The sequence below is a fragment of the Rhizobium sp. BK418 genome, from assembly GCF_004341105.1.
Classification (GTDB): Bacteria; Pseudomonadota; Alphaproteobacteria; order Rhizobiales; family Rhizobiaceae; genus Rhizobium.
On record NZ_SLZK01000002.1, the window covers coordinates 262,929 to 284,692 of the forward strand.

The window sequence follows — 21,764 nt, forward strand, 5'->3', positions numbered from 1 at the left end:
AGCAGCAGATTGGGCCAGGCCGAAAGTACAGAAACTGCTCTAATCCAGAAAACTGTAGAGCCAATCGCGCGTTTCTTCGGGAAGTGCGGCCGGTGAACCGTCATCGCGGGTGCGCGCCTGCCAGATGATCTCCACCTCGGCAGCGCGCTCATCTTCGATCTCGAAGGCGATGAGAAACCCGATGGAACGGACGCCGATCTTGTCGACGCCGGCCGTGAAGGTTACCGTCTCATGATAGTGCAGCGGGCGGTGAAGGATGCAGGAAACTTTACCGGGAGTATAGACGGGCTCATCTTCGACGTTGGGCCGCGACGACCAGAAGCTCGCAAGTACGGATTCGGCATAGGAAATATAGGAGGCCAGAAACATCTGGCCGTTCATATCCACATCACGAAACGGTACGCGCAACTCCACCATACCCGGACGGTTCGTCTTACTCATTTACATGTCTGCCTTGCAGGTTACCGATCAGACCCTAGCACGGGGTCCGGCGATGTAAACGAAACAATTAAAATAGCGTAAACGCGAGAATGCCGAGCGTTAACTGCGACGATGCCGCTTGTTGAAATCAACAGCCAGCGCCCCATCTGCTGTGGATCATGACATTTGCGATCGATAGAGTGCCGGCATGAGCACCCGTCTTTACGAACATCCTGTCTTTCTCGAACACGTGACGCCGTCAGGCCATCCCGAGCGCTCCGACCGTATCCGTGCGCTCAACGTGGCGCTGGAGCACCCGAATTTCGAGCGGCTGGACCGCAAACAGGCGCCGCAGGCGAATGAAGATGCCGTGCTGCTTGCTCACCCGGAGGAGCATCTGACCGCCGTCATGCGGCAGATTCCGGAAGAGGAAGATAAGATCAACCAGCTCGAAGCCGATACCTATGCCAGCCAGAAGAGCCTGAAGGCGGCATTGACCGGCGTCGGCGGAGCGATGGCCGCCGTCGACGATGTCTTCAGAGGTAAGGCAGACAATGTCTTCGTCGCCGCGCGTCCGCCGGGTCACCATGCCGAGAAGATGACGGCGATGGGCTTCTGCTTCTTCAACAATGCCGCGATCGCCGCCCGTCATGCGCAGAAGGCGCATGGGGCCGAACGCGTCGCGATCGTCGACTGGGATGTCCATCACGGCAACGGTACACAGGATATTTTTTGGGACGATCCTTCCGTGCTCTTCTGTTCCACCCATCAGATGCCGCTTTATCCCGGCAGCGGGGCCAAAGAGGAAAACGGCACGCATGGCACGATCGTCAACGCGCCGCTTTCGCCCAATGTCGGCAGCGACCATTTCCGTGAAGCCTTCAAATCCCGCGTGCTGCCAGCGCTTAACGATTTCCGGCCGGATCTCATCATCATCTCCGCCGGCTTCGACGCTCATCACCGCGATCCGCTGGCACAGATCAACCTGACGGGCGAGGATTTCGACTGGGCGACGGGCCGGCTTCTGGAGGTTGCCGACCGCAGCGCCAATAACCGGGTCGTCAGCCTGCTCGAAGGCGGGTATGATTTGGAAGGACTCGCCGAGTCGGCGGGCATGCACATCCTCAGAATGATGAAGGGTTGAGAATGACTGATAGCGCCAAGCCGGAGGTTTCCGGCCTCTCCTTCGAAAAGGCAGTTGCTGAACTCGAAAGCATCGTTGCGCGCCTCGAACGCGGCGATGTGGCGCTGGATGAATCCATCGAAATCTATGAGCGTGGCGAAGCGCTGAAGAAGCATTGCGAAATGTTGCTTTCGGCCGCCGAAAACCGCATCGAGAAAATCCGCCTCGATCGCGCTGGCAAACCGCAGAGCGTGGAACCGCTCGACGGCGCCTGAGACAATACCAAATCCCTTTTCCAAGACACTTGGCTGCAAGCTTCCGACCGATCTATGATCCCTTTCAAAACAAAGAGGGGACCAAGGGATGACGGACAGATTAAAAGGCAAGGTCGCCATTATTTCGGGCGGCGCGACCGGCATGGGCGGCGCAGCATCGAAACTCTTCGCGGCGGAAGGTGCGCGGGTTGCGATCATCGACCGCAATGGCGAGGCTGCGGCCGAGACCGTGAAGCAGATCCGCGATGCCGGCGGCGAAGCCGAATACTGGACGGCCGATGTGTCGGAGGAAGCAGCCGTCAATGACGCGGTGGCTGGCGTCGAGGAACGTTATGGCCCAGTGACGGTGCTCTTCAACCATGCCGGCACGATCGTCATCAAACCTTTCCTGGAAACCACGCTGCAGGAATGGGACTGGCTGCATGCCGTCAACGTGCGCTCCATGTTCCTGATGACCAGGGCCGTGCTGCCCAAGATGATCGAGGCCGGCGGCGGATCGATCGTCTGCACTTCGTCGATCTCGGCAGTCGCGGCCACGCCGATGGAAGTGCTCTACGATACGACCAAGGGTGCAGTGCATATGTTTGCGCGCGCCATCGCGGTGGAATTCCGGGATCGCAACATCCGCTGCAATGCCGTCTGCCCCGGCTTCATCCGCACACCGCATGGCCTGCGCGAGGTGAGGGAGTTGCAGGCGCGTGGCGTGGACGTCTCTGATGCAGCGATCGCCGCGCAGCAGGGTCGAATCGGCGAGCCGGAAGATGTGGCGCGTGCCGCACTCTATCTCGCCAGCGATGAATCGATCTTCGTCAACGGCGCGCACCTTTTCGTCGATAACGGCTTTACGGCGATCTGACGGCTTGATGAAACTGGCCCTTTCACCATCGACCGGCAGGCGCTATCTGTGGCGGAAATCTTTGTGATCGGAGTCCGCCATGTCCTTCTTCCCCGGTAAAGATCCCTTGCCCGGCGATGCCTTTGCCTGTGACGCGATCGAGAACCTGATCATTCCGCGCACCAGCGATATCGGCGGCTTCCAGGTGCGCCGCGCCCTGCCGACGCGCCAGCGCCGGCTCGTCGGACCTTTCATCTTCTTCGACCGCATGGGACCGGCCATCCTGAAACCGGATGAGGCGCTCGATGTGAAGCCGCATCCGCATATCGGGCTTTCGACGGTCACCTATCTCTTCGACGGGGAAATCCGCCATCGCGACAGCCTCGGCACGGAAAAGGTCATCCGCCCCGGCGATATCAACCTGATGACAGCAGGCCGCGGTATCGTGCATTCGGAGCGCACGCCGGACAATCTACGCGGCCATCCGCTGTCCATGTCCGGCCTGCAGACATGGCTGGCACTGCCCGACGACAAGGAAGAGATCGATCCGTCCTTCGCCCATACCGAAAAGACCGACATGCCGCTGATCGATGATGGCGGGGTGACCGGCCGTGTCGTCATCGGCTCCTTCGAAGGGCTGGCCTCACCGGTCCAGGTCTTCACTGATACGCTCTATGCCGACATTTCCCTTCAACCGGGCTCGAAATTTCCTTTTGGCGCAGCGCATGAGGAACGTGCCGTCTACGTGCTCGCGGGCGAAGTCGTCGTCGCCGGCGACCGGTTTGCGGCAGACCAGCTTCTCGTCTTTCGGCCGGGCGATGCGGTCACGCTTGAGGCGGGCGCTAACGGCTGTCATCTCATGCTGTTCGGCGGCGCGGCGCTGAACTCCAAGCGCTACATATGGTGGAATTTCGTATCCTCCTCCAAGGAACGGATCGAGAAGGCCAAGGAGGAGTGGCGCACTGGCCGCTTCGATATCGTTCCCGGCGACGAAGAGGAATTCGTGCCTTTGCCGGAGGGCTGAAGTGCTCTAAGGTGAAAAACTTGCGGTTATGCAAATGCAGTTGTTTTGCCGCAATTCAATCGAATAAAGCAGAGCCGATCAGTCAAAGAAGAGCACCCGCCCGTGACACACCCCCCGAAGACCCCGCTGCTCGATCAGGTCACCTATCCGGCCGACCTGCGCAAGCTCGAGGATCGCGATTTGCCGCAGCTTGCACGCGAAGTGAGGGACGAGATGATCGATGCCGTCTCCCGCACCGGCGGGCATCTCGGCGCGGGTCTCGGCGTGGTGGAACTGACGATCGCCATCCACAACGTCTTCAACACGCCTGATGACCGGCTGATCTTCGACGTCGGCCACCAGTGTTATCCGCACAAGATCCTGACTGGCCGCCGCGACCGCATCCGCACGTTGCGCCAGGAAAATGGTCTCTCAGGCTTCACCCGCCGCGCAGAGAGCGAATACGACCCCTTTGGCGCCGCCCATTCCTCAACCTCGATTTCCGCAGGCCTCGGCATGGCTGTCGCCGCCGATATCGACAAGACGGATCGCCGGGTGATCGCCGTCATCGGCGACGGCGCGCTCTCGGCCGGCATGGCCTATGAGGCGCTGAACAATGCCGGCGCACTCGATGCCCGGCTGATCGTCATCCTCAACGATAACGACATGTCGATTGCGCCGCCGACCGGGGCGATGAGCGCCTATCTGGCCCGCCTTGCCTCTGGCCGCACCTATATGGGCTTCCGCGATTTCGGCAAGAAACTGACAGCCTATCTCGGCAAGAACATCGACCGGGCTATCACTCGTGCCGTCGAGCATGCCCGCGGCTACGTCACCGGCGGGACGATGTTCGAGGAGATGGGCTTCTACCATATCGGCCCGATCGACGGTCACTCCTTCGATCACCTTCTGCCGGTGCTGCGCAATGTGCGTGACAACGCCAACGGCCCCGTGCTGATCCATGTCGTCACGCAGAAGGGCAAGGGTTATCCGCCGGCGGAAGCAGCAGCCGACAAGTATCACGGCGTCAACAAGTTCGATGTCATCACCGGTGCGCAGGCAAAGGTGAAGCCGAATGCGCCGAGCTATACCAATGTTTTTGCTGAATCGCTGATTCAGGAAGCGACACTCGATGACCGCGTGGTCGGCATTACGGCAGCCATGCCGAGCGGCACCGGGCTCGACAAATTCGCCGAAATCTTCCCTTCGCGCTATTTCGATGTCGGTATCGCCGAGCAACACGCGGTGACCTTCGCCGCCGGCCTTGCCGCCGAGGGTTTCAAGCCGTTTGCGGCACTTTATTCCACCTTCCTGCAACGCGCCTATGACCAAGTCGTGCATGACGTGGCGATCCAGGGCCTGCCGGTGCGTTTTCCCATCGACCGCGCCGGATTCGTCGGCGCCGATGGTCCGACACATGCCGGCTCCTTCGACACGGCCTTCCTCGCTACGCTGCCTGGCTTCGTCGTCATGGCAGCCGCCGACGAGGCGGAGCTGAAGCATATGGTGCGCACCGCCGTCGCCTATGATGACGGTCCGATCTCGTTCCGCTATCCGCGCGGCGAAGGTGTGGGCGTCGACATGCCGGAGCGCGGCCAGATCCTTGAAATCGGCAAGGGCCGCGTCGTCAAGGAAGGCACCAAGGTTGCGCTTCTCTCCTTCGGGACGCGGCTTGCGGATTGTCTGCTGGCGGCCGAGGATCTCGATGCCGCGGGCCTTTCGACGACGGTTGCCGATGCGCGCTTCGCAAAGCCGCTCGATCACGCGCTGATCCGCCAGCTCGCACGCCATCACGAAATCCTCATCACTGTGGAAGAAGGCTCCGTCGGCGGTTTCGGCAGCCAGGTGATGCACTTCATGGCGATGGATGGCTTGCTTGACCGCGGGCTCAAGGTCCGTTCGCTGGTGATGCCGGACATCTGGATGGAGCAGGCTAAGCCCGAAGCGATGATCGCCCATGCGGGTCTCGACCGTGCCGGCATCGTCTCGACGGTCTTCAGTGCGCTCGGGCGCAGCGTTGCGGTCGGTGTGGCCGGTTAAGGCAGCCCACCGACCGCCCTCTCTATTCCGGCTTCCTGCCGTCGCGATAGAAGATCATGCCACCGTGGTGCAGCACACCGTCGATGAAATCGCCATCGGCGGTAAAGCCGGTATCGTCCCAGTATTCGATATGATCGCCGGCCACTTCATAACGGCCCTGATAGGCGCTTCTTCGGGTGCCTCGCGCCTCATCGTAACGACCGTTGGGCAGTAGCTCCTGGCGGACGTGCCCGTCGCCGGTAATCCACATGCCGAGATAGGGATGCGTCTGCATTTTCGTTTCCTCTGAGATAACGGGAGATGAGACGGCGAGGGAAACAGCCGCCCCGGCAAGAGCTGTGCGGATCGTCATGGTCACATCCCGACGCTCAAAGTTGGCCTGACGGTGATATCGTTGACATCGACATCCTCCGGCTGCTCGATGGCAAAACGGATTGCCCGGGCGATGGCATCGGGCTTCAAGGCGATCTCGCGGAAACTCACCATAGCTTCGGCCGAGAAGGGTTCGGTGATCGTCTCGGCCAATTCGGATTCGACGACGCCGGGATAGATGCAGGTCACCCTGAGCTTCTTGTTCTCCTGCCGCAGGCCATCGGAAATCGCCCTTACGGCATATTTCGTCGCGCAATAGACGGCTGCGGTCGGCACTACCGACAGACCTCCGATCGAGGAGATGTTGATGATTTGCCCGCGCTCCTGAACGTTCATGATCGGCAGTACGGCAGCGACGCCGTAAAGCACGCCCTTGATATTGACGTCGACCATCCGATCCCACTCCTCGACCTTGAGTGAAGACATCAGTGAGAGCGGCATGACGCCGGCATTGTTGATTAGCACATCGATGCTGCCGAAAGCTCCGATCGCGGCCTTGGCGAAAGCCTCGACATCGGCACGGTCGGTCACGTCAAGCGCCCGGAATTCGACGGTGCCGCCAGCGGCACGAATCTCCTTTGCGAGTTGCTCCAATCGGTCGGTACGGCGCGCGCCGATCATCAGCTTCGCGCCGGCGGCACCCAGTTCGCGTGCTGTGCCGGCGCCGATGCCGCTGCTGGCGCCCGTGATCAGAACGACCTTGTCTCTGATACCTGTCATGTCTCGTCCTCATGCTTCAATGGTGATCGCAGCGGGATGCTGTCGATCGATCCGCATGAGATTGGGCCTGAGGAGCGCAAACCGATAGCAAGCTTCTCCGGATTTCTTGCACGATCTTCCGAAAGCGGAGAAGAGAGCTTGGCATTTCCTGCAGTGTCGGCCATGCTGCATTCATGGAAAAGATTGCCGAACTTGCAGACCTGATCGATCGTCACGCGGGAACGGACGGCAGTTTCGACACGGCGTTACCGCGTGTCGGCATCATACGATCCTCCGCCCGCACGGAGCCTATCCACACACTCTACGAGCCCTCCTGCTGCATCGTGGCGCAGGGACGCAAGCGCGCTGTCATCGGTGACAGCGTGCACGTTTATGATGCCGCCCATTATCTCGTCGTCGGCGTCGATCTGCCTGTCATTGGCGCCGTCGTCGAAGCGAGCGCCAGCCGGCCCTATCTCTGCCTTCGGCTGCAGCTTGACCGCGGCCTGCTTGCCCAGATGCTGCCTGCCATACAGGGGCGATTGCCGGAAAGCCCGGCGGCAGGTGTCAGCGCCACGACGCCTGATCTTCTCGATGCCGCCGTGCGGATGATGCGATTGCTCGACACACCTGAGGATGCCGAGGTTCTGGCCCCCTTGATCGAAAAAGAAATCCTCTATCGGCTCATTCGCGGGCCGCAGGGTGCACTCTTGCGGCAGATCGCCAATGGCGAGAGCCGGCTCAACCAGATTGGCCGGGCGATCGATTTCGTGCGGAAGAATTTCAGCGAGCCCTTCGCCATCGAACATCTGGCGTCCGTCGCAGGCATGAGCGCCTCGTCTTTCTACGAGCACTTCAAAACGGTGATGGCGATGAGCCCATTACAATTCCGAACCCAGCTGCGTCTGCAGGAGGCGCGGCGGCTGATGGTGACGGAAGGATTGACTGCGGCCGAAGCGGGTTTTCGTGTCGGCTACGACAGTCCTTCGCAGTTCAGCCGCGACTATGTCCGCGTCCACAATGTTCCACCGCGGCGCGATATTGAGCGGATGCGCGCTACCGCTGGCTAAGGCAATTCCTGCAAAAGTGTGCAGTGGTTTTGCGTCCGGAACTGCGTGAAAAAATAAAGTAAAAGAAAGGGCGGCACCGAATGCCGCCCTACCCTGTCCATCAGTCAGAGAACTGAGCTCAGAACTCGGTCCAATCTTCCTGGACGACAGCGGCGGCCGTTGCCTGCTTGCCGCCGAAGGCCCTGGTGACCTTGCCTGCAAGCGTGCGGGCTGGAGAGGCGACCGGGCGGGACTGAGAGGTTGCGGCAATGGTCCGCTGGACCGGAGCCGACGCCTCGGCGCCGAGCTTGAACTGGCGCAGCAGGTCATCGAGAGCGGAGGCTTCCTGGGCGAGTGCGTGGCTGGCAGCCGTCTGCTCTTCGACCATGGCGGCATTCTGCTGGGTGCCCTGATCCATGTTATTGACGGCAGTGTTGATCTCCTGCAAGCCGATGGACTGTTCGCGGGTGGCCGTGACGATCGCGCCGACGTGGCGGTTGATTTCCTGGACCTCGGCGACGATCGCCTCCAGCGCCTTACCCGTTTCGTCGACAAGGCTGACGCCCGAATTGACCTGTTCGCTCGACGTATTGATCAGCGCCTTGATTTCCTTGGCGGCATTTGCCGAGCGCTGAGCGAGCTCGCGCACTTCCTGTGCGACAACGGCAAAGCCCTTGCCGGCTTCGCCGGCACGGGCCGCTTCGACCCCGGCGTTCAGAGCCAGAAGGTTTGTCTGGAAGGCGATATCGTCGATGACGCCGATGATGTTGGAGATTTCGCCCGAGGACTTTTCAATCTGCTGCATGGCAAAAACCGCCCTGCGAACCACTTCGCCGGACTTTTCGGCGCCGAGGCGGGTGCGTTCGACGAGGTTGCCGACATCTTCAGCGCGCTTGGCGGAGTCACGCACCGTGGTCGTGACCTCTTCCAGAGCGGCCGCGGTCTCTTCGACGGCAGCGGCCTGCTGTTCGGTGCGTTTGGCAAGATCATCGGCGGCAGAGCGGATTTCGCCAGCACCAGCATTGATGGCAGACGCGTTGCGACCGACCGACTGCAGGGCAGCCTGCAGCTTTTCGACGGCATTGTTGAAGTCGTTGCGCAGGCTGTCATATTGCGGGGCGAAGGGTGTATGGATGCGGGCTGCGACATCGCCATTGGCAAGGCCGGCAAGGCCGCCAGCCAGGGCTTCGACGGCGAAGCGGATTTCGCCCTCTTCGCGAGCCTTCTGCTCGTCACTGATCTGACGCTGACGCTCGGCTTCGCCGCGCATGCGGTCGGTTTCGCCGGCGAGTTGCTGCTTTTCGATCGCGGCGTCCTTGAAGACTAGGACGGACTGAGCCATGCGGCCGACTTCGTCCTGACGACCGGTCGCCGGAACTTCGATATTATGGTCGCCACCGGCGAGACGGTCCATGGCGGCTGTCATGCCGACGATCGGGCGGACGATGGTACGCGACAGGGCCCAGGCGAGTGCGGCAGCGGCGAGCGCTGCGGCAATGCCACCAGCCAGAAGCGTGGCCTTGAGGTCGCTATTGGCTTCCGACTGCGCGGCAGCGAGAGCCGTGGACTTGTCGCGGGCGAGCGATTTGATCTTGGCGGAGGCGGCGCGGAAACCGTCGAGCTGGCCCTTGGTAGCGTTGACACCGATCTTGACGACATCTTCAATCGGCGTTTCGGTTTCCTTACGGGCCTTGGCCTGCGGCTCGGCGAGTTCGTGGAAATAGAGGTCTGCAGCCTTCTGCATGTCGTCGATCATCGAGACCAGTTCAGGCTGAGAAGCGGCGGTCTGCTTGGCAGCGGCAATCGCCTTCAGCATGCGCTCGCGGTTGGCGAAAATATCACCGTAGGTGCTGTCGCTGCGGAAGAGTATGAAGCCGCGCAGGTTGACCGCCTGCTCGAGCATGGCCTGCAGCGCGTCGTCGATCTGGTTGACGAGAAGCTCGGACTTTTCCTGCTCGGCGGAAGCACTCGCCGATATGGTGGCCTTGGAATAGACGAAAGCGGAAACGGATACGAAAATAAGGATTAGTGCTGCGAAGGTGGCCGCAAGCTTGCCATTCAAGGATATGTTTCGGGCGAACATCGGTCAATATCTCCTGGCGACAAAAGGCGCGACGAGGGGCGGCCGCACGCAGGCACAGCCACAAGACTTCTTGATGAGGAACATGATCGGCGGGGAGGACGCGGGAGCCTTCATGGCACGAAGCGATTCAAAACGCGAACCGCTGCAATCAAAGTGAACCTATGCGGGCAGGGATTTAAATTTGTTTAAATTTGTGCGCCGCAGCACGGATGCGTTTAAATAATACCGTGAGCGCTTTTGCTTATTTTCGAATGGACTGGCCCGCGAACGCGCGGCGACACGAGTTTCACAAGCAATAAAATGCTTGCAACCGGCGGCTTTGCCGGTCATTCACAGCCGATGTCCGATCACAGCCAGCGCCTCGACCAGCTTCTCGTTACCCTCGGCCTCTTTGCGAGCCGTTCGCGGGCGCGCGATGCCGTTGCGCGCGGCACTGTGAAGGTCGCCGGCAAGGTGGTTACAAAGGCGGGCGCGGTCTTCGGCCCGGATGCCGCCATCGAGATCGATGACCCGGCGCAAGACTATGTTTCGCGCGCGGCATTGAAGCTCGTGGCAGCACTCGACCATTTTGGACTCGACCCTGCCGGGCGACACTGTCTCGATGTCGGCGCATCGACCGGCGGTTTCACTGAAGTGCTGCTGGAGCGGGGCGCCGCGCATGTGACGGCAATCGATGTCGGCCATGCGCAGATGCATCCGAGGATATCAGCCGATCCGCGCGTGACCAATATCGAGGGGCTGAACGCTCGCAATCTGACGGCCGAGGATGTAGGCGAGCCGTTCAATTTCATCGTGTCCGACGTCTCCTTCATTTCACTGAAGCTGGCGCTTGCCCCGGCACTCGATCTTGCCGAGGCCGGTTCGCTTGCGGCAATCCTCGTCAAGCCGCAGTTCGAAGCGGGGCGCGAGGCGATCGGCAAGGGCGGACTCCTGAAGGATCCGGCGTCCGGACCAGATGTCGCGGCGGAGCTGGAGCGCTGGTTTACGCAGGATATGGGCTGGAAGAGTTTTGGGCTCATCTCCTCGCCCATTTCAGGCGGCGACGGCAATCAGGAATTTCTTTTGGCAGGGACGAAAGCGTGAGCACGGAAACCATTACCATCGACAGGCTCGGCGCACAGGGTGACGGCATTGCCAACAGCAAGGACGGGCCGGTCTACGTGCCCTTCACGCTGCCCGGCGAGACGGTCGCGATCGCCCGCGTCAAGAACCAGGGCACCGTGATGTCGATCACGTCGGCCTCGCCCGACAGGCAGGAGCCGCCCTGCCGGCATTTCGGACCTGATGGCGTGAATGGCAGTTGCGGCGGCTGCACGCTGCAGCATATGGCGGATGCGCCCTACCGCGCCTTCAAGCGGCAGCTCGTCATCGATGCGCTGAAATCCAAGGGGCTGACACCTGAGGTCGGCGAGATCGTGGCCGCCCATCCAGGCGAGCGCCGACGCGTGGTCTTTGCGGCGCGCAAGACCGAGAAAGACATGTTGATCGGCTTCAACCAGGCCGAAAGCCACCACATCGTCGCGATCGAGGAATGTCCCATCTCGTCGGCGGGGATCGTCTCCCGTCTGCCCGCGATCAAGGCCGTCGGGGCGGCGGTCGCGACCAATGCCGAGGCCTTCCGCATCGCGGTGCTCGAAACGCTCTCCGGCCTCGACCTGGCGGTCGAAGGCGTGAAGAAGCTTTCGGACCAGCAGCGGCGCAAGGCGATCGAGGTCGTGCTCGGCCTTCGCGGCATTGCGCGCGTTTCGCTTGATGGAGAAATCCTCATCGAGCCGGTGAAGCCGATCGTCGATTTCGGCGGCGTACAGGTTTCACCGCCGGCGGGCGGCTTCACACAGGCGACGAAGCCGGCCGAAGAGGCGATGGCGAAGCTGGTGCTTGCCCATGTCGGCAAGGCCAAGCGGATCGCCGATCTCTTTGCCGGCGCCGGCACCTTTTCGCTGCAGCTCGCCCGCATCGGCCGCGTGCATGCCGTCGAAGGTGACGGCAAGGCGATGGCCGCCCTCGACCACGCAGCTCGCAATACGCAGGGTCTGAAACCCGTTACCGTCGAAAAGCGCGATCTCTTCCGCCGTCCGCTGATGACTTCAGAGCTCAAGGTCTTCGACGCCGTGGTCTTCGATCCGCCGCGTGCGGGCGCGGAATTCCAGTGCAAGGAGCTGGCGCGTTCGATCGTCAAAAAGGTCGTCGCCGTGAGCTGCAATCCGCTGACACTTGCCCGCGATCTCGCCATCCTCGTCGAGGGAGGATATCGGATCACCTCCGTCACGCCCATCGACCAGTTCCTATGGACCTCGCATGTCGAAGTCGTGGCAACGCTGGAGAAATAGTCACCTCCTGACTCGCGACCGTGAAACGGCTTCGCAGCGCGGGGGTTAAGCGCGCTGCGAACTGCGAGGCTGTGGGTAATTCGGACAAGGGGGGTCGTACGAAACACGTCACGCGCCCGGACGGTGGGGGATCCGTCCTCCGTTCAATAATTAGATCGTCCTTAAGGGAAGCTTTAAATTGACATATGATAATAACCGCTGATTTTTAGGGGCTCAGCGGCGCAGGAAAGCCTCGAAGGCAGCGCGAGCCTCAGCGCTTTTAAGGCGTACGGCGAAATGGCGAGCCTCTTCATCGATGCGCGCGAGAATCTCATCCCGCGGACCGCGAAGGAGGTCGCGGGCGATCTTCAGCGCTTCCGGCGGTTTGGCGGCAAGCTTTGCAGCCGCGGCCAGCGCCTGGCCTTGCACCTCTTCCGGTACCGTCACCTTCCAGATCAGGCCGGCTTGTCTCGCGTCCTCGGCAGTGAAGCCCTCGCCGGCGGCAAGCATGGCAAAGGCTCGCTGATGACCCGTGATGCGCGGGACGATCAGGCTGGAGGCCGCTTCCGGCACCAGTGCCAGATCGACGAAGGGTGTGCGGAACTGGCTGCGATCGGAGGCGATCGTCAGGTCGCAATGCAGATTGAGCGTGGTGCCAATACCGATCGCCAGACCGTCGACGCCCGAGACCAGCGGCTTTTCGGCATTGACGAGCGCATAGAGGAAATCGATCAGTTCCTGCCCCATGCTGCCCCCTGTCGCCACGGCAAGGAAATCGCCGAGATCGTTACCAGCCGAAAAGCAGCCTTCGGTGCCGAGGAAGAGCGTCACCCGGATGCCGGCATCGCTGTTTGCGGCATTCAGCGCATTCGTCATCGTGCGATACATATCGCGGGTGAAGGCGTTCTTCTTTTCCGGCCGGTTGAAGCGGATGATCTGGACAGCCGGATTTTCTACAGATCGCTCGATGATGACGGGATCACTCATTTTCAGCCCCTCAGGCAAAAACAGAATGGGCGGCGGCAAGGGCTTCGGCGCCGTTGACGACACGGTCCTTCAGCGCCGCCGTTTCGGACAAAAGATTTTCGGCGGCAAAGCGGCAGAGCGCGATGCGGCCCTCGCCTGCCCTATCGGCCGGTCGGGCGAGGCCGCCTTTGGCGAGATAACAACCGACCAGAGCAAGGCCGAAGAGGCGCTGATAGGGCGTCGCGCCCGACAGAGCCTCTGCCGATTGGCCCCGGGTAAGGCGGGTCAGCAGCCAGTCTGTCGCCTCTTCGAGATCTGTAATTGCGGCCTCCAACCTCTCGGCCGTCGTGCCGAAACCATCGAGGTTTGAACTGCGGACGGCCTCGGCGATCGCCTTCAGCTCGGCGATGAAAACTCTGATCTGCCCGCCGGCCGAAAGAGGCAGTTTGCGGGTGACGAGATCGATCGCCTGAATGCCGTTCGTGCCTTCGTAGATCGGGGCAATGCGGGCGTCACGCAGGTAACGGGCAGCACCCGTCTCCTCGATGAAGCCCATGCCGCCATGAACCTGAATGCCGAGGGAAGCGACGTCGACGCCGGCATCGGTCGCGAATGACTTGGCGATCGGCGTCAGAAGGGCGGCGCGCTCCTGCCAGTGCTCGCGGCGATCGGCGGCGCGATGCGCCATGTCGATTGCATGGGCGCAGGCATAGGCGATGGCGCGCGAGCCCTGTGTCAGCGCCTTCATCGTGAGCAGCATCCTGATGACATCGGGATGGTCAATGATCGGGCTCATGCCGGAGCCGTTCCAGCCAGGCGCCCTGCCCTGCGTGCGCTCCCTGGCATAGGCAATCGCCTTTTGGGTTGCCGCCTCGCAGATCGCCACTCCCTGCATGCCGACGGCGAGACGGGCGTTGTTCATCATCGTAAACATGCAGGCGAGGCCCCTGTTCTCCTCGCCGATCAACCAGCCGACCGCACCTTTCTCCCCGCCGAATTTGCCGTCACCATAAATCATCGTGCAGGTGGGCGAGCCATGGATGCCGAGCTTATGCTCCAGCGAATGGCAGTAGAGATCGTTGCGGGCACCAAGCGAGCCGTCGTCGTCGACGAGGAATTTCGGCACGAGGAAGAGCGAGATGCCACGCGTGCCCGGTGGCGCATCCGGCAGACGGGCAAGGACGAGATGGATGATATTTTCAGCCACGTCATGTTCGCCCCAGGTGATGAAGATTTTCTGGCCGAAGATGCGATAGCTGCCGTCCTCGCAGCGTTCGGCGCGCGCTTTCAGCACGCCGAGATCGGAACCGGCATGGGGTTCGGTGAGGTTCATGGTGCCGGTCCACTCGCCCGACACCATGCGCGCCAGATATTTTTCCTTGAGGGCCGCGCTGCCGTGCACGTTCAGAGCCTCGACGGCGCCCATTGTCAGCGTCGGGCAAAGCGCGAAGGCCATGGAGCCGGAGTTCCACATTTCGAGGGCTGCGACGTTCAGCATATGCGGCAACGCCTGGCCGCCGAAGTCCTCTGGCGCGGTCAGGCCATTCCAGCCGCCGGCCGCCCAATTGCGGTAGAGATCGCGCCAGCCGTCGGGCGTGCTGACCTCGCCGTCAGAAAGACGAGCGCCCTGACGGTCCCCGATCTCGGCGAGAGGGGCGATTTCCTCCGTGGCAAATCGTCCCGCCTCGGCAAGGATGGCTTCGACGAGATCCTCGCCAAGATCGCCCAGAAGGCCGCTGTCAATCGCCTGGGCCATGCCCGCGACATGTTTCAGCGTGAACGCGATTTCCTCGACAGGCGCCTTATACATTCCATTTCCTCCACATTCAGCTCACGCGTGGCAAAGCCGGTACGCAAGTGCCTCCCTCCAAAAAGAGCTATTTGATTTTTACGTAAACGTCAATTTGCTTTCCGTCGATAACCTTTATCGAAGACTCGTTTTCCCTTGTGCACTTGCGCAAACAGACGTGATGGAGAATCTCTAAGCGTGTCGCGATCTTCCAGATCGCTGCCAAGCTTCAGATCTTTGTTTATGCATGTCGTTATCGCAAAACCGCTACACACTTTTGCGCGACATGCTTTTTAGGATTGATCGCTTTCGCGAGAGGATAGGCAACAATGGATACCTTGCCCGTCAACATACCCGGCCTTGTATGGGCTTACCGTTTCTCGCCGGAAAGCAAGAAGGCTGCGCGGCTGCAAAACAACGCGACGGCTGCAGAGCTGACCGCAGACGACGGTTTCTATTGGCTGCATCTCAACCTCGCCGATGCCCGTGTGCCGGCCTTGCTTGATACGCTCGGCGTGATTGACGATGCTAAGGCGGCACTGATCACACGCGACACACATGCAGTCCTGACTGTCGACGAGCAGATGCTCTACGGCACGCTGGTGGACTGCCAGCGCGAATTCGATCAGGACACAGCGGATCTCGGCTGGCTGCATTTCGCCATCTCCGACCGGTACATCATCACCACGCGCCTGCAACCGCTGAGAAGCGTGGAGCGGACACGCGTGATGATCGAGAAGAATCCCGGCAAGTTCACTCGCCCCGTCGATCTCTTCGAGCTGCTTGTGACCGAGTTCCAGCGCACGCTGATCTCCGTCGTCATGGAGCTTACCGACGAGCTCAACCTGATCGAGGACTTCGTTTACGACAATGCACCGCGCGATGAACGCCGCCGGCTTGCTCCCGTCCGTCGCACGATCGTACGCCTGCACCGTCATCTGCGCACGGTCCTCGCGCTGATGCGGCGAGCGGCAGCCTCCGACGAGGACGAAATGCCCTTCGGTTTCGACGATATTGCCGGGCGGCTGACAAGCCGGCTGGAGACAGTGGATCACGATATCTATGCGCTGCAGGACCGGGCGAGACTCTTGCACGAGGAAATCGACTCCAAGCTTTCCTCGGAGACGAACCGCCATCTTTACATCCTGTCGATCATGACGGCTTTTCTGTTGCCGCCGACACTGGTGACCGGCTTTTTCGGCATGAACACGGCCAATCTGCCCTTCGCCGTCGGAGACTACGGTACCGAATATGCTGTAGGACTTATCCTCGCATCCATCGTCTTTGCCTGGTGGCTCTTGAAGCGAGTGAATATTCTCTGAATGAAAACGCCCGGCTCAATGGCCGGGCGCCTCTCTCGATCTCTGGCTGCGCCTCAATAATAGGGCGAATAGCACTGCTGGCGCGGACCGTTATAGGGCTGGAACGTATTGTCATAGGCCCGATACGAGCGGTAGCGGTTTTCGCACCAGGCGACGTGGCTCGGATTGATGCCCGAGGGCGCCGGGGCAGGCGCGTAATAGCGCGGCTGAGCGGCAATCGCGCCGCCAATGATGGCGCCGGCACCGAAGGCTGCCAGCGGATACCAGTAACCGTTATAGTGACGGTAACCCGGACGATAATAGGGATAACCCCGATAACCGCCATACCAGCCCGGGCGATAGGCAGGACGATAGTGCGGATAGTAACCGGGGCGGTAGTAGCCCCTACCATAGTAGCGGCGGTATTGGACATTCTCGAAAGGCGAAGATTTTTCCACCTGCGGGGCGGCCGGCATCTGGATTGCCTGCGACGGCACGAAGCTCGTCACAACGACGGCGGCGGCCATAACCGCGGTCGCGACCTTCTTATTCAGCCCAAACATTACGTATCTCCGATCAAAGAGCGAAAAAGCCCGCCGATAACGGATTAAGCGGAAGACTGTTCCCAAAACCCGCTGACGGCATCTACGCTCCGTTTCTACCGGAGGCGAAATGAACCGAACATTAACCGGTTAGGAACACCTTAGGCGACCACCGAAAGCTTGGCCTGATCGCCCTGCAGGCGGTTGATCATGAAGTTCGAATACCATTCGAGAAACTGCATGACGCCGCCTTCATGGGCAGCCGAATAAGGACCGGGCTCATAGGCCGGCGAGCGAATGCCGGAAGCATTCTCCTCGACGATGCGGCGGTCCTGATCGTTGGTCTCGGTCCAGACATGCGTCAGTTCATCGATATTATAATCCACCCCTTCGACCGCATCCTTGTGGACGATCCACTTGGTCGTGACTGCCGTCTCATTGGCGCTGAGCGGCAGCACGCGGAACGAGATGGCATGATCGCCAAGCAGGTGGTTCCAGGTCGTCGGATAGTGGAACAGCAGCATGGTGCCGATTTGGTTGATCTTCACGTCGTCGGAGAGCGGGCGCGTGACGGCGGGCCGGCCGGACATAGTGTAGCTTTCGGCATCCTCGAGAAGCGGCATACGGGCGGTGCGGAACTGTCCATCCGGCGAGATCTGAAACTTGCTCGGCAGCCCGGCTTCCTCGCAACGCGCCCAATGGCCGGCGATTTCCGGGTCGTCGGCACCACCATCCGTGCCCGTCACGCTCGGCGCTTCCGGATAGGTGCGGCAGAGCTCAGGATGGTTTGCCGCGCAATGATAGCATTCGCGGTTGTTTTCCCAGACGAGCTTCCAGTTGCCCTTCTCGATGATGGTGCTCTGGAAGGCGATCTTAGCTTCACCGATGCGGTGCGGAGCCATATAGGGCTCGATCTTGTCGCGCACAGGCTGGAAGTCCGGCGCGGCGTTGGCAAGGCAGATGAAGACGTAGCCAGCGACGGTCTCGCAGTGAACCGGCTTCAGTCCATAGCCGCTCTTGTCGAAATCATCGCCCATATGGCGGGCGAAAGCGAGCTTGCCGTCGAGGTCGTAGGTCCACTGGTGATAGGGGCAGACGAGACGAACCGAGGAGCCGTGCTCCTTGGTGCAGACGCGCGAGCCGCGATGGCGACAGCTATTGTGGAAGGCGCGAATGACATTGTCGCGGCCGCGCACGATGACGACGGGATATTCGCCGATCTGGACGGTGAAATAGGCGCCCGGCTTTGGCAATTCGCAATCATGACCGACGAACAGCCAGTCGCGATAATAGATCATCTCCATGTCCAGCCGGAAATAATCCTCGTCGGTATAGAAGGGCTGTTCGAGGCTGAAACCCTCGCGGCGGCTCTTGAGCTGGCGCAAAACGTTGCTGCGAATATCCATATGCCTATCCTCGTACATGCGGCTGCCATCCTGTTGGAATAAGGCAGCGGAAGCGCGCCCGCTTCCTTCTCCTTCCGGAGAACTGGTCATGGCGTCATTTAAACACCGAGCATGTCGGCGGCTTGGTTGTAAAGCGACATCGGCTTCGAAATTGACGACAGGAACCCGAACGGTCCCCGATATCATTCATTCGCCCTTGATTATCGTCAGTTGCGACATCTTGTGGAGCTTGAGACACGAGCAGGTCCAGTGTCGCATGCAAATACCTATCGCATTTGCGACATGTCACGCCCCAGCTCACCTGCCGCGTCTTCTTCCTGTTATTTTAACAGGGCGTTAAGCACGAAATCCTATTCTTGACAGTGACCGACACAGCGAAGACTGCGACAGCCATGGCCAAACTTCGATATTTCGACAAGCGGGAAGAGACCAAGCCTGCCGAACCACGGCTTCTCACGAAGCACTCGGAGTTCCTGCGCACCGGCCGCATCAGCCGCCGCCGCGAAGATTGGCTGCCAGAGGAACGCCGCTATCTGACCCATGAGGAGGTGGCTGAAAAGACGGCACGCAAACTGCAGGCCGCCGGTGAAAAGACCCATCAGAACATCAATGGCTTCCACCGCGCCATCCAGTTTCCGAAGATGATCTTCCACCGGACGCTGGCCGACAGTCCGCATCTCGGCTACTGCCACGTCACAGCTTCGCGCACCAAATTTGCGCACTATGACGAGGTAGCTTGGGCTTTCTATATCGCCAACTTCTATTCCGACATCGGCGACAACGACAATTTCTTCGACAATATCGCGGTTCAGAATTCACGCATGTATTTCGCCGTTGCAATCAAGCCGGGCGAGAGCACGCCGGAGAGAATGGTGGTCGACCGCTCGGTGCGCGGCAACGGCCTGCTCTTCCGCACCAACGATCCACAGATCGCCATCCGCAACATCCTCCTGCTCGGCGCCCGCAACGAGCAGCTTCGCCAGATCATCCGCCAACTATAGGCCCATGAGCTCAGGACGGGATTGATCGCGCCGCCACGAAGGCCTAATGACTGCCGGACGAAAACCGGGCAGGCCATGGCACGAATAATCGACATCAATGCGGACAGGCAGGCGGCGCTGGAGGCTGGCTGCGCGGCACTTGCCGAAGGCTTCGCAATCGCCATCCCCACCGAGACCGTCTATGGGCTTGCCGCCGACGCGACCAATCCGGTGGCGATCACCCGCATCTATGAGACCAAGGGCCGACCGCGATTCAATCCGCTGATCTGCCATATGGCCGATCTTGCCATGGCCGAAAATTATGCCGAATTCGATCCGATCTCGCGCGCGCTCGCAGAAGCCTTCTGGCCCGGTCCGCTGACGCTGGTGCTTCCGCTGAAATCAGGCACCACGATCCATGCACTGGCGACCGCAGGCCTGGACAGCGTCGGCATCCGCATACCCAAGGGCTTTACGGGCGACCTGATCCGCGCCTTCGGGCGGCCGCTTGCCGCTCCGAGCGCCAATACGTCAGGCAAGGTGAGCGCCACGAGTGCTGAGCATGTCGAAGCCGATCTCGGCGACAAAATACCGCTGATCCTCGACGCGGGCGCCAGCGCGGTCGGGGTGGAATCGACGATCGTGAAGGTCGAGAACGGCGAGCTTCGGCTGCTGCGGCCGGGCGGCCTGCCGGCCAGAGACATCGAGCGGGTGGCCGGCAAGCGATTGCTGCGTTTAAAGAAGGCCGCGGCGGCGATCGAAGCGCCAGGCATGCTCGCCTCGCATTATGCGCCGGGTGCAGCCGTCCGGCTCGATGCCACCGAGCTTCGACCCGGCGAAGCGCTCGTCACCTTCGGGCCGCAGATGGTGGCAGGTGCCGAACATGCGGCGATCAAGCTTAATCTCAGCCCGCGCGGCGATCTTGCTGAAGCGGCCGCCAATCTTTTTGATTACATGAAGAAAGCCGATGCCAGCGGCGCGGCCATGATCGCCTTCTCGCCAATTCCCGACGAGGGGCTTGGAGAGGCGATCAATGACCGACTGCGGCGTGCGGCAGCACCGCGCGAGTGAGGAAGAGGGACCGGGGCTCCATGAGCAGCACAAGCATTTCTGCAGAGATCATCGACCGTTTCACCGCCATTGTCGGCGAGAGATATGCGCTGCGTAGTGAGGCGGATCTGGCGCCGCACCTGATCGAAAACCGCGGCCTCTATCACGGCTCCTCCCCTCTCCTCTTGAAACCCGGTTCGGTCGGGGAAGTCTCCGCAATCATGAAGCTTGCCACCGAAACCGGCACGGCGATCGTGCCGCAGACCGGCAATACCGGCCTCGTTGGCGGGCAGACGCCGCGCGAGGGCAAGGCGGACATCATTCTTTCGCTCGAGCGCATGAACAAGATCCGCGATGTCGATCCGGTCGCGAACGTATTGATCGCCGATGGCGGTGCGATCCTCGCCGAGGTGCAGAAAGCGGCCGAGGCACACGGCCGGCTGTTTCCGCTGTCGCTCGGCTCGGAAGGCTCCTGCCGCATTGGCGGTAACCTTTCCACGAATGCCGGCGGCACGGCGGTTCTTGCCTACGGCAACATGCGCCAGCTCTGCCTCGGCCTTGAAGTCGTACTGCCGACCGGCGAGATCTGGGACGGGCTTCGCCGTCTGAAGAAGGACAATACGGGATACGATCTGCGTGACCTCTTCATCGGTGCAGAAGGCACGCTCGGCATCATCACCGGCGCGGTACTGAAGCTCTTTCCCCAGCCGCTCGGCCATCAGGTGGCCTTTGCGGGGTTGTCCTCGGTGGAGGACGCGCTTGCGTTCTTCAATCTCGCGTCCAGCCTTTGCGGTGCCTCGCTCACCGGTTTCGAGCTGATGCCGCGCTTCGGCGTCGAGATTACCGTGCGCCATATCGACGGCGTGCGTGATCCGCTGGAGACGCCGCATGACTGGTACGTGCTGATCGATATCTCCACCTCGGATTCCGCCGAAACGGCCGAGCGGATGATGAATGCGGTGCTGGAGCAGGGTTTCGAAGCAGGCCTCGTGCAGGATGCGGCAATCGCCGCTTCCGTCGCACAGCAGAAAGCGCTCTGGCACATGCGCGAAAGCATGTCGGACGCCCAGAAGCCAGAAGGCGGCTCGATCAAGCACGACGTTTCCGTGCCGGTTTCGAAGGTTCCGGATTTCATGAGAGAAGCCGGAGAAGCTGTACTGGCCGCCATGCCCGGCGCACGCATCTGCGCCTTCGGCCATATGGGCGACGGCAATATTCACTACAACATCTCGCAGCCGGTTGGAGCCGACAAGGACGCTTTCATCGCCCGCTGGCATGAGATGAACCATATCGTGCACGCACTGGTGCTTGCCCATGGCGGCTCGATCTCCGCCGAGCACGGTATCGGTCAATTGAAACGCGACGAGCTGGCATCGATCCGGCCAGCAATTGAAATGGAGCTAATGCGCCGCATCAAGCGCGCCTTCGACCCGGCCGGCATCATGAATCCCGATAAGGTGGTGAGCCTCTAGCTCCTTCATGTCATTCCGGACGCAAAACTGCTGAATAGATTGCTGGAGTT

The 21,764-nt window shown here is 61.0% G+C and carries 20 protein-coding genes; 12 read left to right on the plus strand and 8 right to left on the minus strand.

Annotated features, from left to right (window positions below; translation table 11 throughout):
• Positions 1–39: 39 nt before the first annotated feature.
• Complete coding sequence (locus EV281_RS07335; protein WP_132652357.1) at positions 40–441, minus strand: acyl-CoA thioesterase; 402 nt, start codon at positions 439–441, stop codon at positions 40–42.
• A gap of 187 nt (positions 442–628) precedes the next feature.
• Between EV281_RS07335 and EV281_RS07340 the strand changes: the two genes are divergently transcribed.
• The 5 genes from EV281_RS07340 to dxs all read left to right on the plus strand — a co-directional run bounded on the left by EV281_RS07340 (position 629) and on the right by dxs (position 5,696).
• Positions 629–1,564 (plus strand): histone deacetylase family protein, encoded by a 936-nt coding sequence (locus tag EV281_RS07340; RefSeq protein WP_132652359.1) that lies wholly within the window; start codon positions 629–631, stop codon positions 1,562–1,564.
• A gap of 2 nt (positions 1,565–1,566) precedes the next feature.
• The gene (locus EV281_RS07345) at positions 1,567–1,818 is read left to right on the plus strand and encodes an exodeoxyribonuclease VII small subunit (protein ID WP_132652361.1); all 252 of its coding nucleotides are present in this window, start codon (positions 1,567–1,569) and stop codon (positions 1,816–1,818) included.
• 88 nt (positions 1,819–1,906) lie between these two features.
• Positions 1,907–2,674 carry an SDR family oxidoreductase gene (locus tag EV281_RS07350; protein ID WP_132652363.1) on the plus strand — a complete coding sequence of 256 codons (768 nt, stop codon included), beginning with the start codon at positions 1,907–1,909 and terminating at the stop codon, positions 2,672–2,674.
• A gap of 79 nt (positions 2,675–2,753) precedes the next feature.
• Positions 2,754–3,677, plus strand: coding sequence for a pirin family protein (locus EV281_RS07355; RefSeq protein WP_132652365.1), 924 nt, complete (start codon positions 2,754–2,756; stop codon positions 3,675–3,677).
• A gap of 102 nt (positions 3,678–3,779) precedes the next feature.
• On the plus strand, positions 3,780–5,696 hold the full coding sequence (gene dxs, locus EV281_RS07360; protein ID WP_132652367.1) for a 1-deoxy-D-xylulose-5-phosphate synthase: 1,917 nt from the start codon (positions 3,780–3,782) through the stop codon (positions 5,694–5,696).
• A gap of 22 nt (positions 5,697–5,718) precedes the next feature.
• Here dxs and EV281_RS07365 read toward each other — a convergent pair whose 3' ends face one another.
• Positions 5,719–6,048 (minus strand): Atu4866 domain-containing protein, encoded by a 330-nt coding sequence (locus EV281_RS07365; RefSeq protein WP_132652369.1) that lies wholly within the window; start codon positions 6,046–6,048, stop codon positions 5,719–5,721.
• Between the two features lie 2 nt (positions 6,049–6,050).
• On the minus strand, positions 6,051–6,788 hold the full coding sequence (locus EV281_RS07370; RefSeq protein ID WP_132652370.1) for an SDR family oxidoreductase: 738 nt from the start codon (positions 6,786–6,788) through the stop codon (positions 6,051–6,053).
• Between the two features lie 173 nt (positions 6,789–6,961).
• Here EV281_RS07370 and EV281_RS07375 point away from each other — a divergent pair, with 173 nt between their 5' ends.
• Positions 6,962–7,837 carry an AraC family transcriptional regulator gene (locus EV281_RS07375; RefSeq protein ID WP_132652372.1) on the plus strand — a complete coding sequence of 292 codons (876 nt, stop codon included), beginning with the start codon at positions 6,962–6,964 and terminating at the stop codon, positions 7,835–7,837.
• Between the two features lie 118 nt (positions 7,838–7,955).
• Here EV281_RS07375 and EV281_RS07380 read toward each other — a convergent pair whose 3' ends face one another.
• Positions 7,956–9,899 carry a methyl-accepting chemotaxis protein gene (locus tag EV281_RS07380; RefSeq protein ID WP_132652374.1) on the minus strand — a complete coding sequence of 648 codons (1,944 nt, stop codon included), beginning with the start codon at positions 9,897–9,899 and terminating at the stop codon, positions 7,956–7,958.
• Between the two features lie 339 nt (positions 9,900–10,238).
• On the opposite strand from EV281_RS07380, the gene EV281_RS07385 reads away from it, so the two are divergent.
• Positions 10,239–10,982, plus strand: coding sequence for a TlyA family RNA methyltransferase (locus EV281_RS07385; RefSeq protein WP_132653207.1), 744 nt, complete (start codon positions 10,239–10,241; stop codon positions 10,980–10,982).
• Entirely contained in the window at positions 10,979–12,229 is a 1,251-nt protein-coding gene (locus EV281_RS07390) for a class I SAM-dependent RNA methyltransferase (RefSeq protein ID WP_132652376.1), read from the plus strand. The genes EV281_RS07385 and EV281_RS07390 overlap by 4 nt, the downstream gene beginning before the upstream one ends.
• A 213-nt stretch (positions 12,230–12,442) precedes the next feature.
• Here EV281_RS07390 and EV281_RS07395 read toward each other — a convergent pair whose 3' ends face one another.
• Positions 12,443–13,195, minus strand: coding sequence for a crotonase/enoyl-CoA hydratase family protein (locus tag EV281_RS07395; protein WP_132652378.1), 753 nt, complete (start codon positions 13,193–13,195; stop codon positions 12,443–12,445).
• A 10-nt stretch (positions 13,196–13,205) separates the two neighbouring features.
• Positions 13,206–14,984 (minus strand): acyl-CoA dehydrogenase, encoded by a 1,779-nt coding sequence (locus EV281_RS07400; RefSeq protein WP_132652379.1) that lies wholly within the window; start codon positions 14,982–14,984, stop codon positions 13,206–13,208.
• A 308-nt stretch (positions 14,985–15,292) separates the two neighbouring features.
• On the opposite strand from EV281_RS07400, the gene EV281_RS07405 reads away from it, so the two are divergent.
• Entirely contained in the window at positions 15,293–16,285 is a 993-nt protein-coding gene (locus EV281_RS07405; protein WP_132652381.1) for a transporter, read from the plus strand.
• 53 nt (positions 16,286–16,338) lie between these two features.
• Here the strand turns inward: EV281_RS07405 and EV281_RS07410 are convergent, their stop codons facing one another.
• On the minus strand, positions 16,339–16,827 hold the full coding sequence (locus tag EV281_RS07410; RefSeq protein ID WP_132652383.1) for a BA14K family protein: 489 nt from the start codon (positions 16,825–16,827) through the stop codon (positions 16,339–16,341).
• A 140-nt stretch (positions 16,828–16,967) separates the two neighbouring features.
• Positions 16,968–18,212 (minus strand): aromatic ring-hydroxylating dioxygenase subunit alpha, encoded by a 1,245-nt coding sequence (locus tag EV281_RS07415; RefSeq protein ID WP_132652384.1) that lies wholly within the window; start codon positions 18,210–18,212, stop codon positions 16,968–16,970.
• A gap of 392 nt (positions 18,213–18,604) precedes the next feature.
• On the opposite strand from EV281_RS07415, the gene EV281_RS07420 reads away from it, so the two are divergent.
• The 3 genes from EV281_RS07420 to EV281_RS07430 all read left to right on the plus strand — a co-directional run bounded on the left by EV281_RS07420 (position 18,605) and on the right by EV281_RS07430 (position 21,714).
• The gene (locus tag EV281_RS07420) at positions 18,605–19,213 is read left to right on the plus strand and encodes a DUF6656 family protein (RefSeq protein ID WP_132652386.1); all 609 of its coding nucleotides are present in this window, start codon (positions 18,605–18,607) and stop codon (positions 19,211–19,213) included.
• 75 nt (positions 19,214–19,288) lie between these two features.
• Entirely contained in the window at positions 19,289–20,263 is a 975-nt protein-coding gene (locus EV281_RS07425; RefSeq protein WP_132652388.1) for an L-threonylcarbamoyladenylate synthase, read from the plus strand.
• A gap of 20 nt (positions 20,264–20,283) precedes the next feature.
• Positions 20,284–21,714 (plus strand): FAD-binding oxidoreductase, encoded by a 1,431-nt coding sequence (locus EV281_RS07430; RefSeq protein WP_132652390.1) that lies wholly within the window; start codon positions 20,284–20,286, stop codon positions 21,712–21,714.
• Positions 21,715–21,764: the final 50 nt, after the last annotated feature.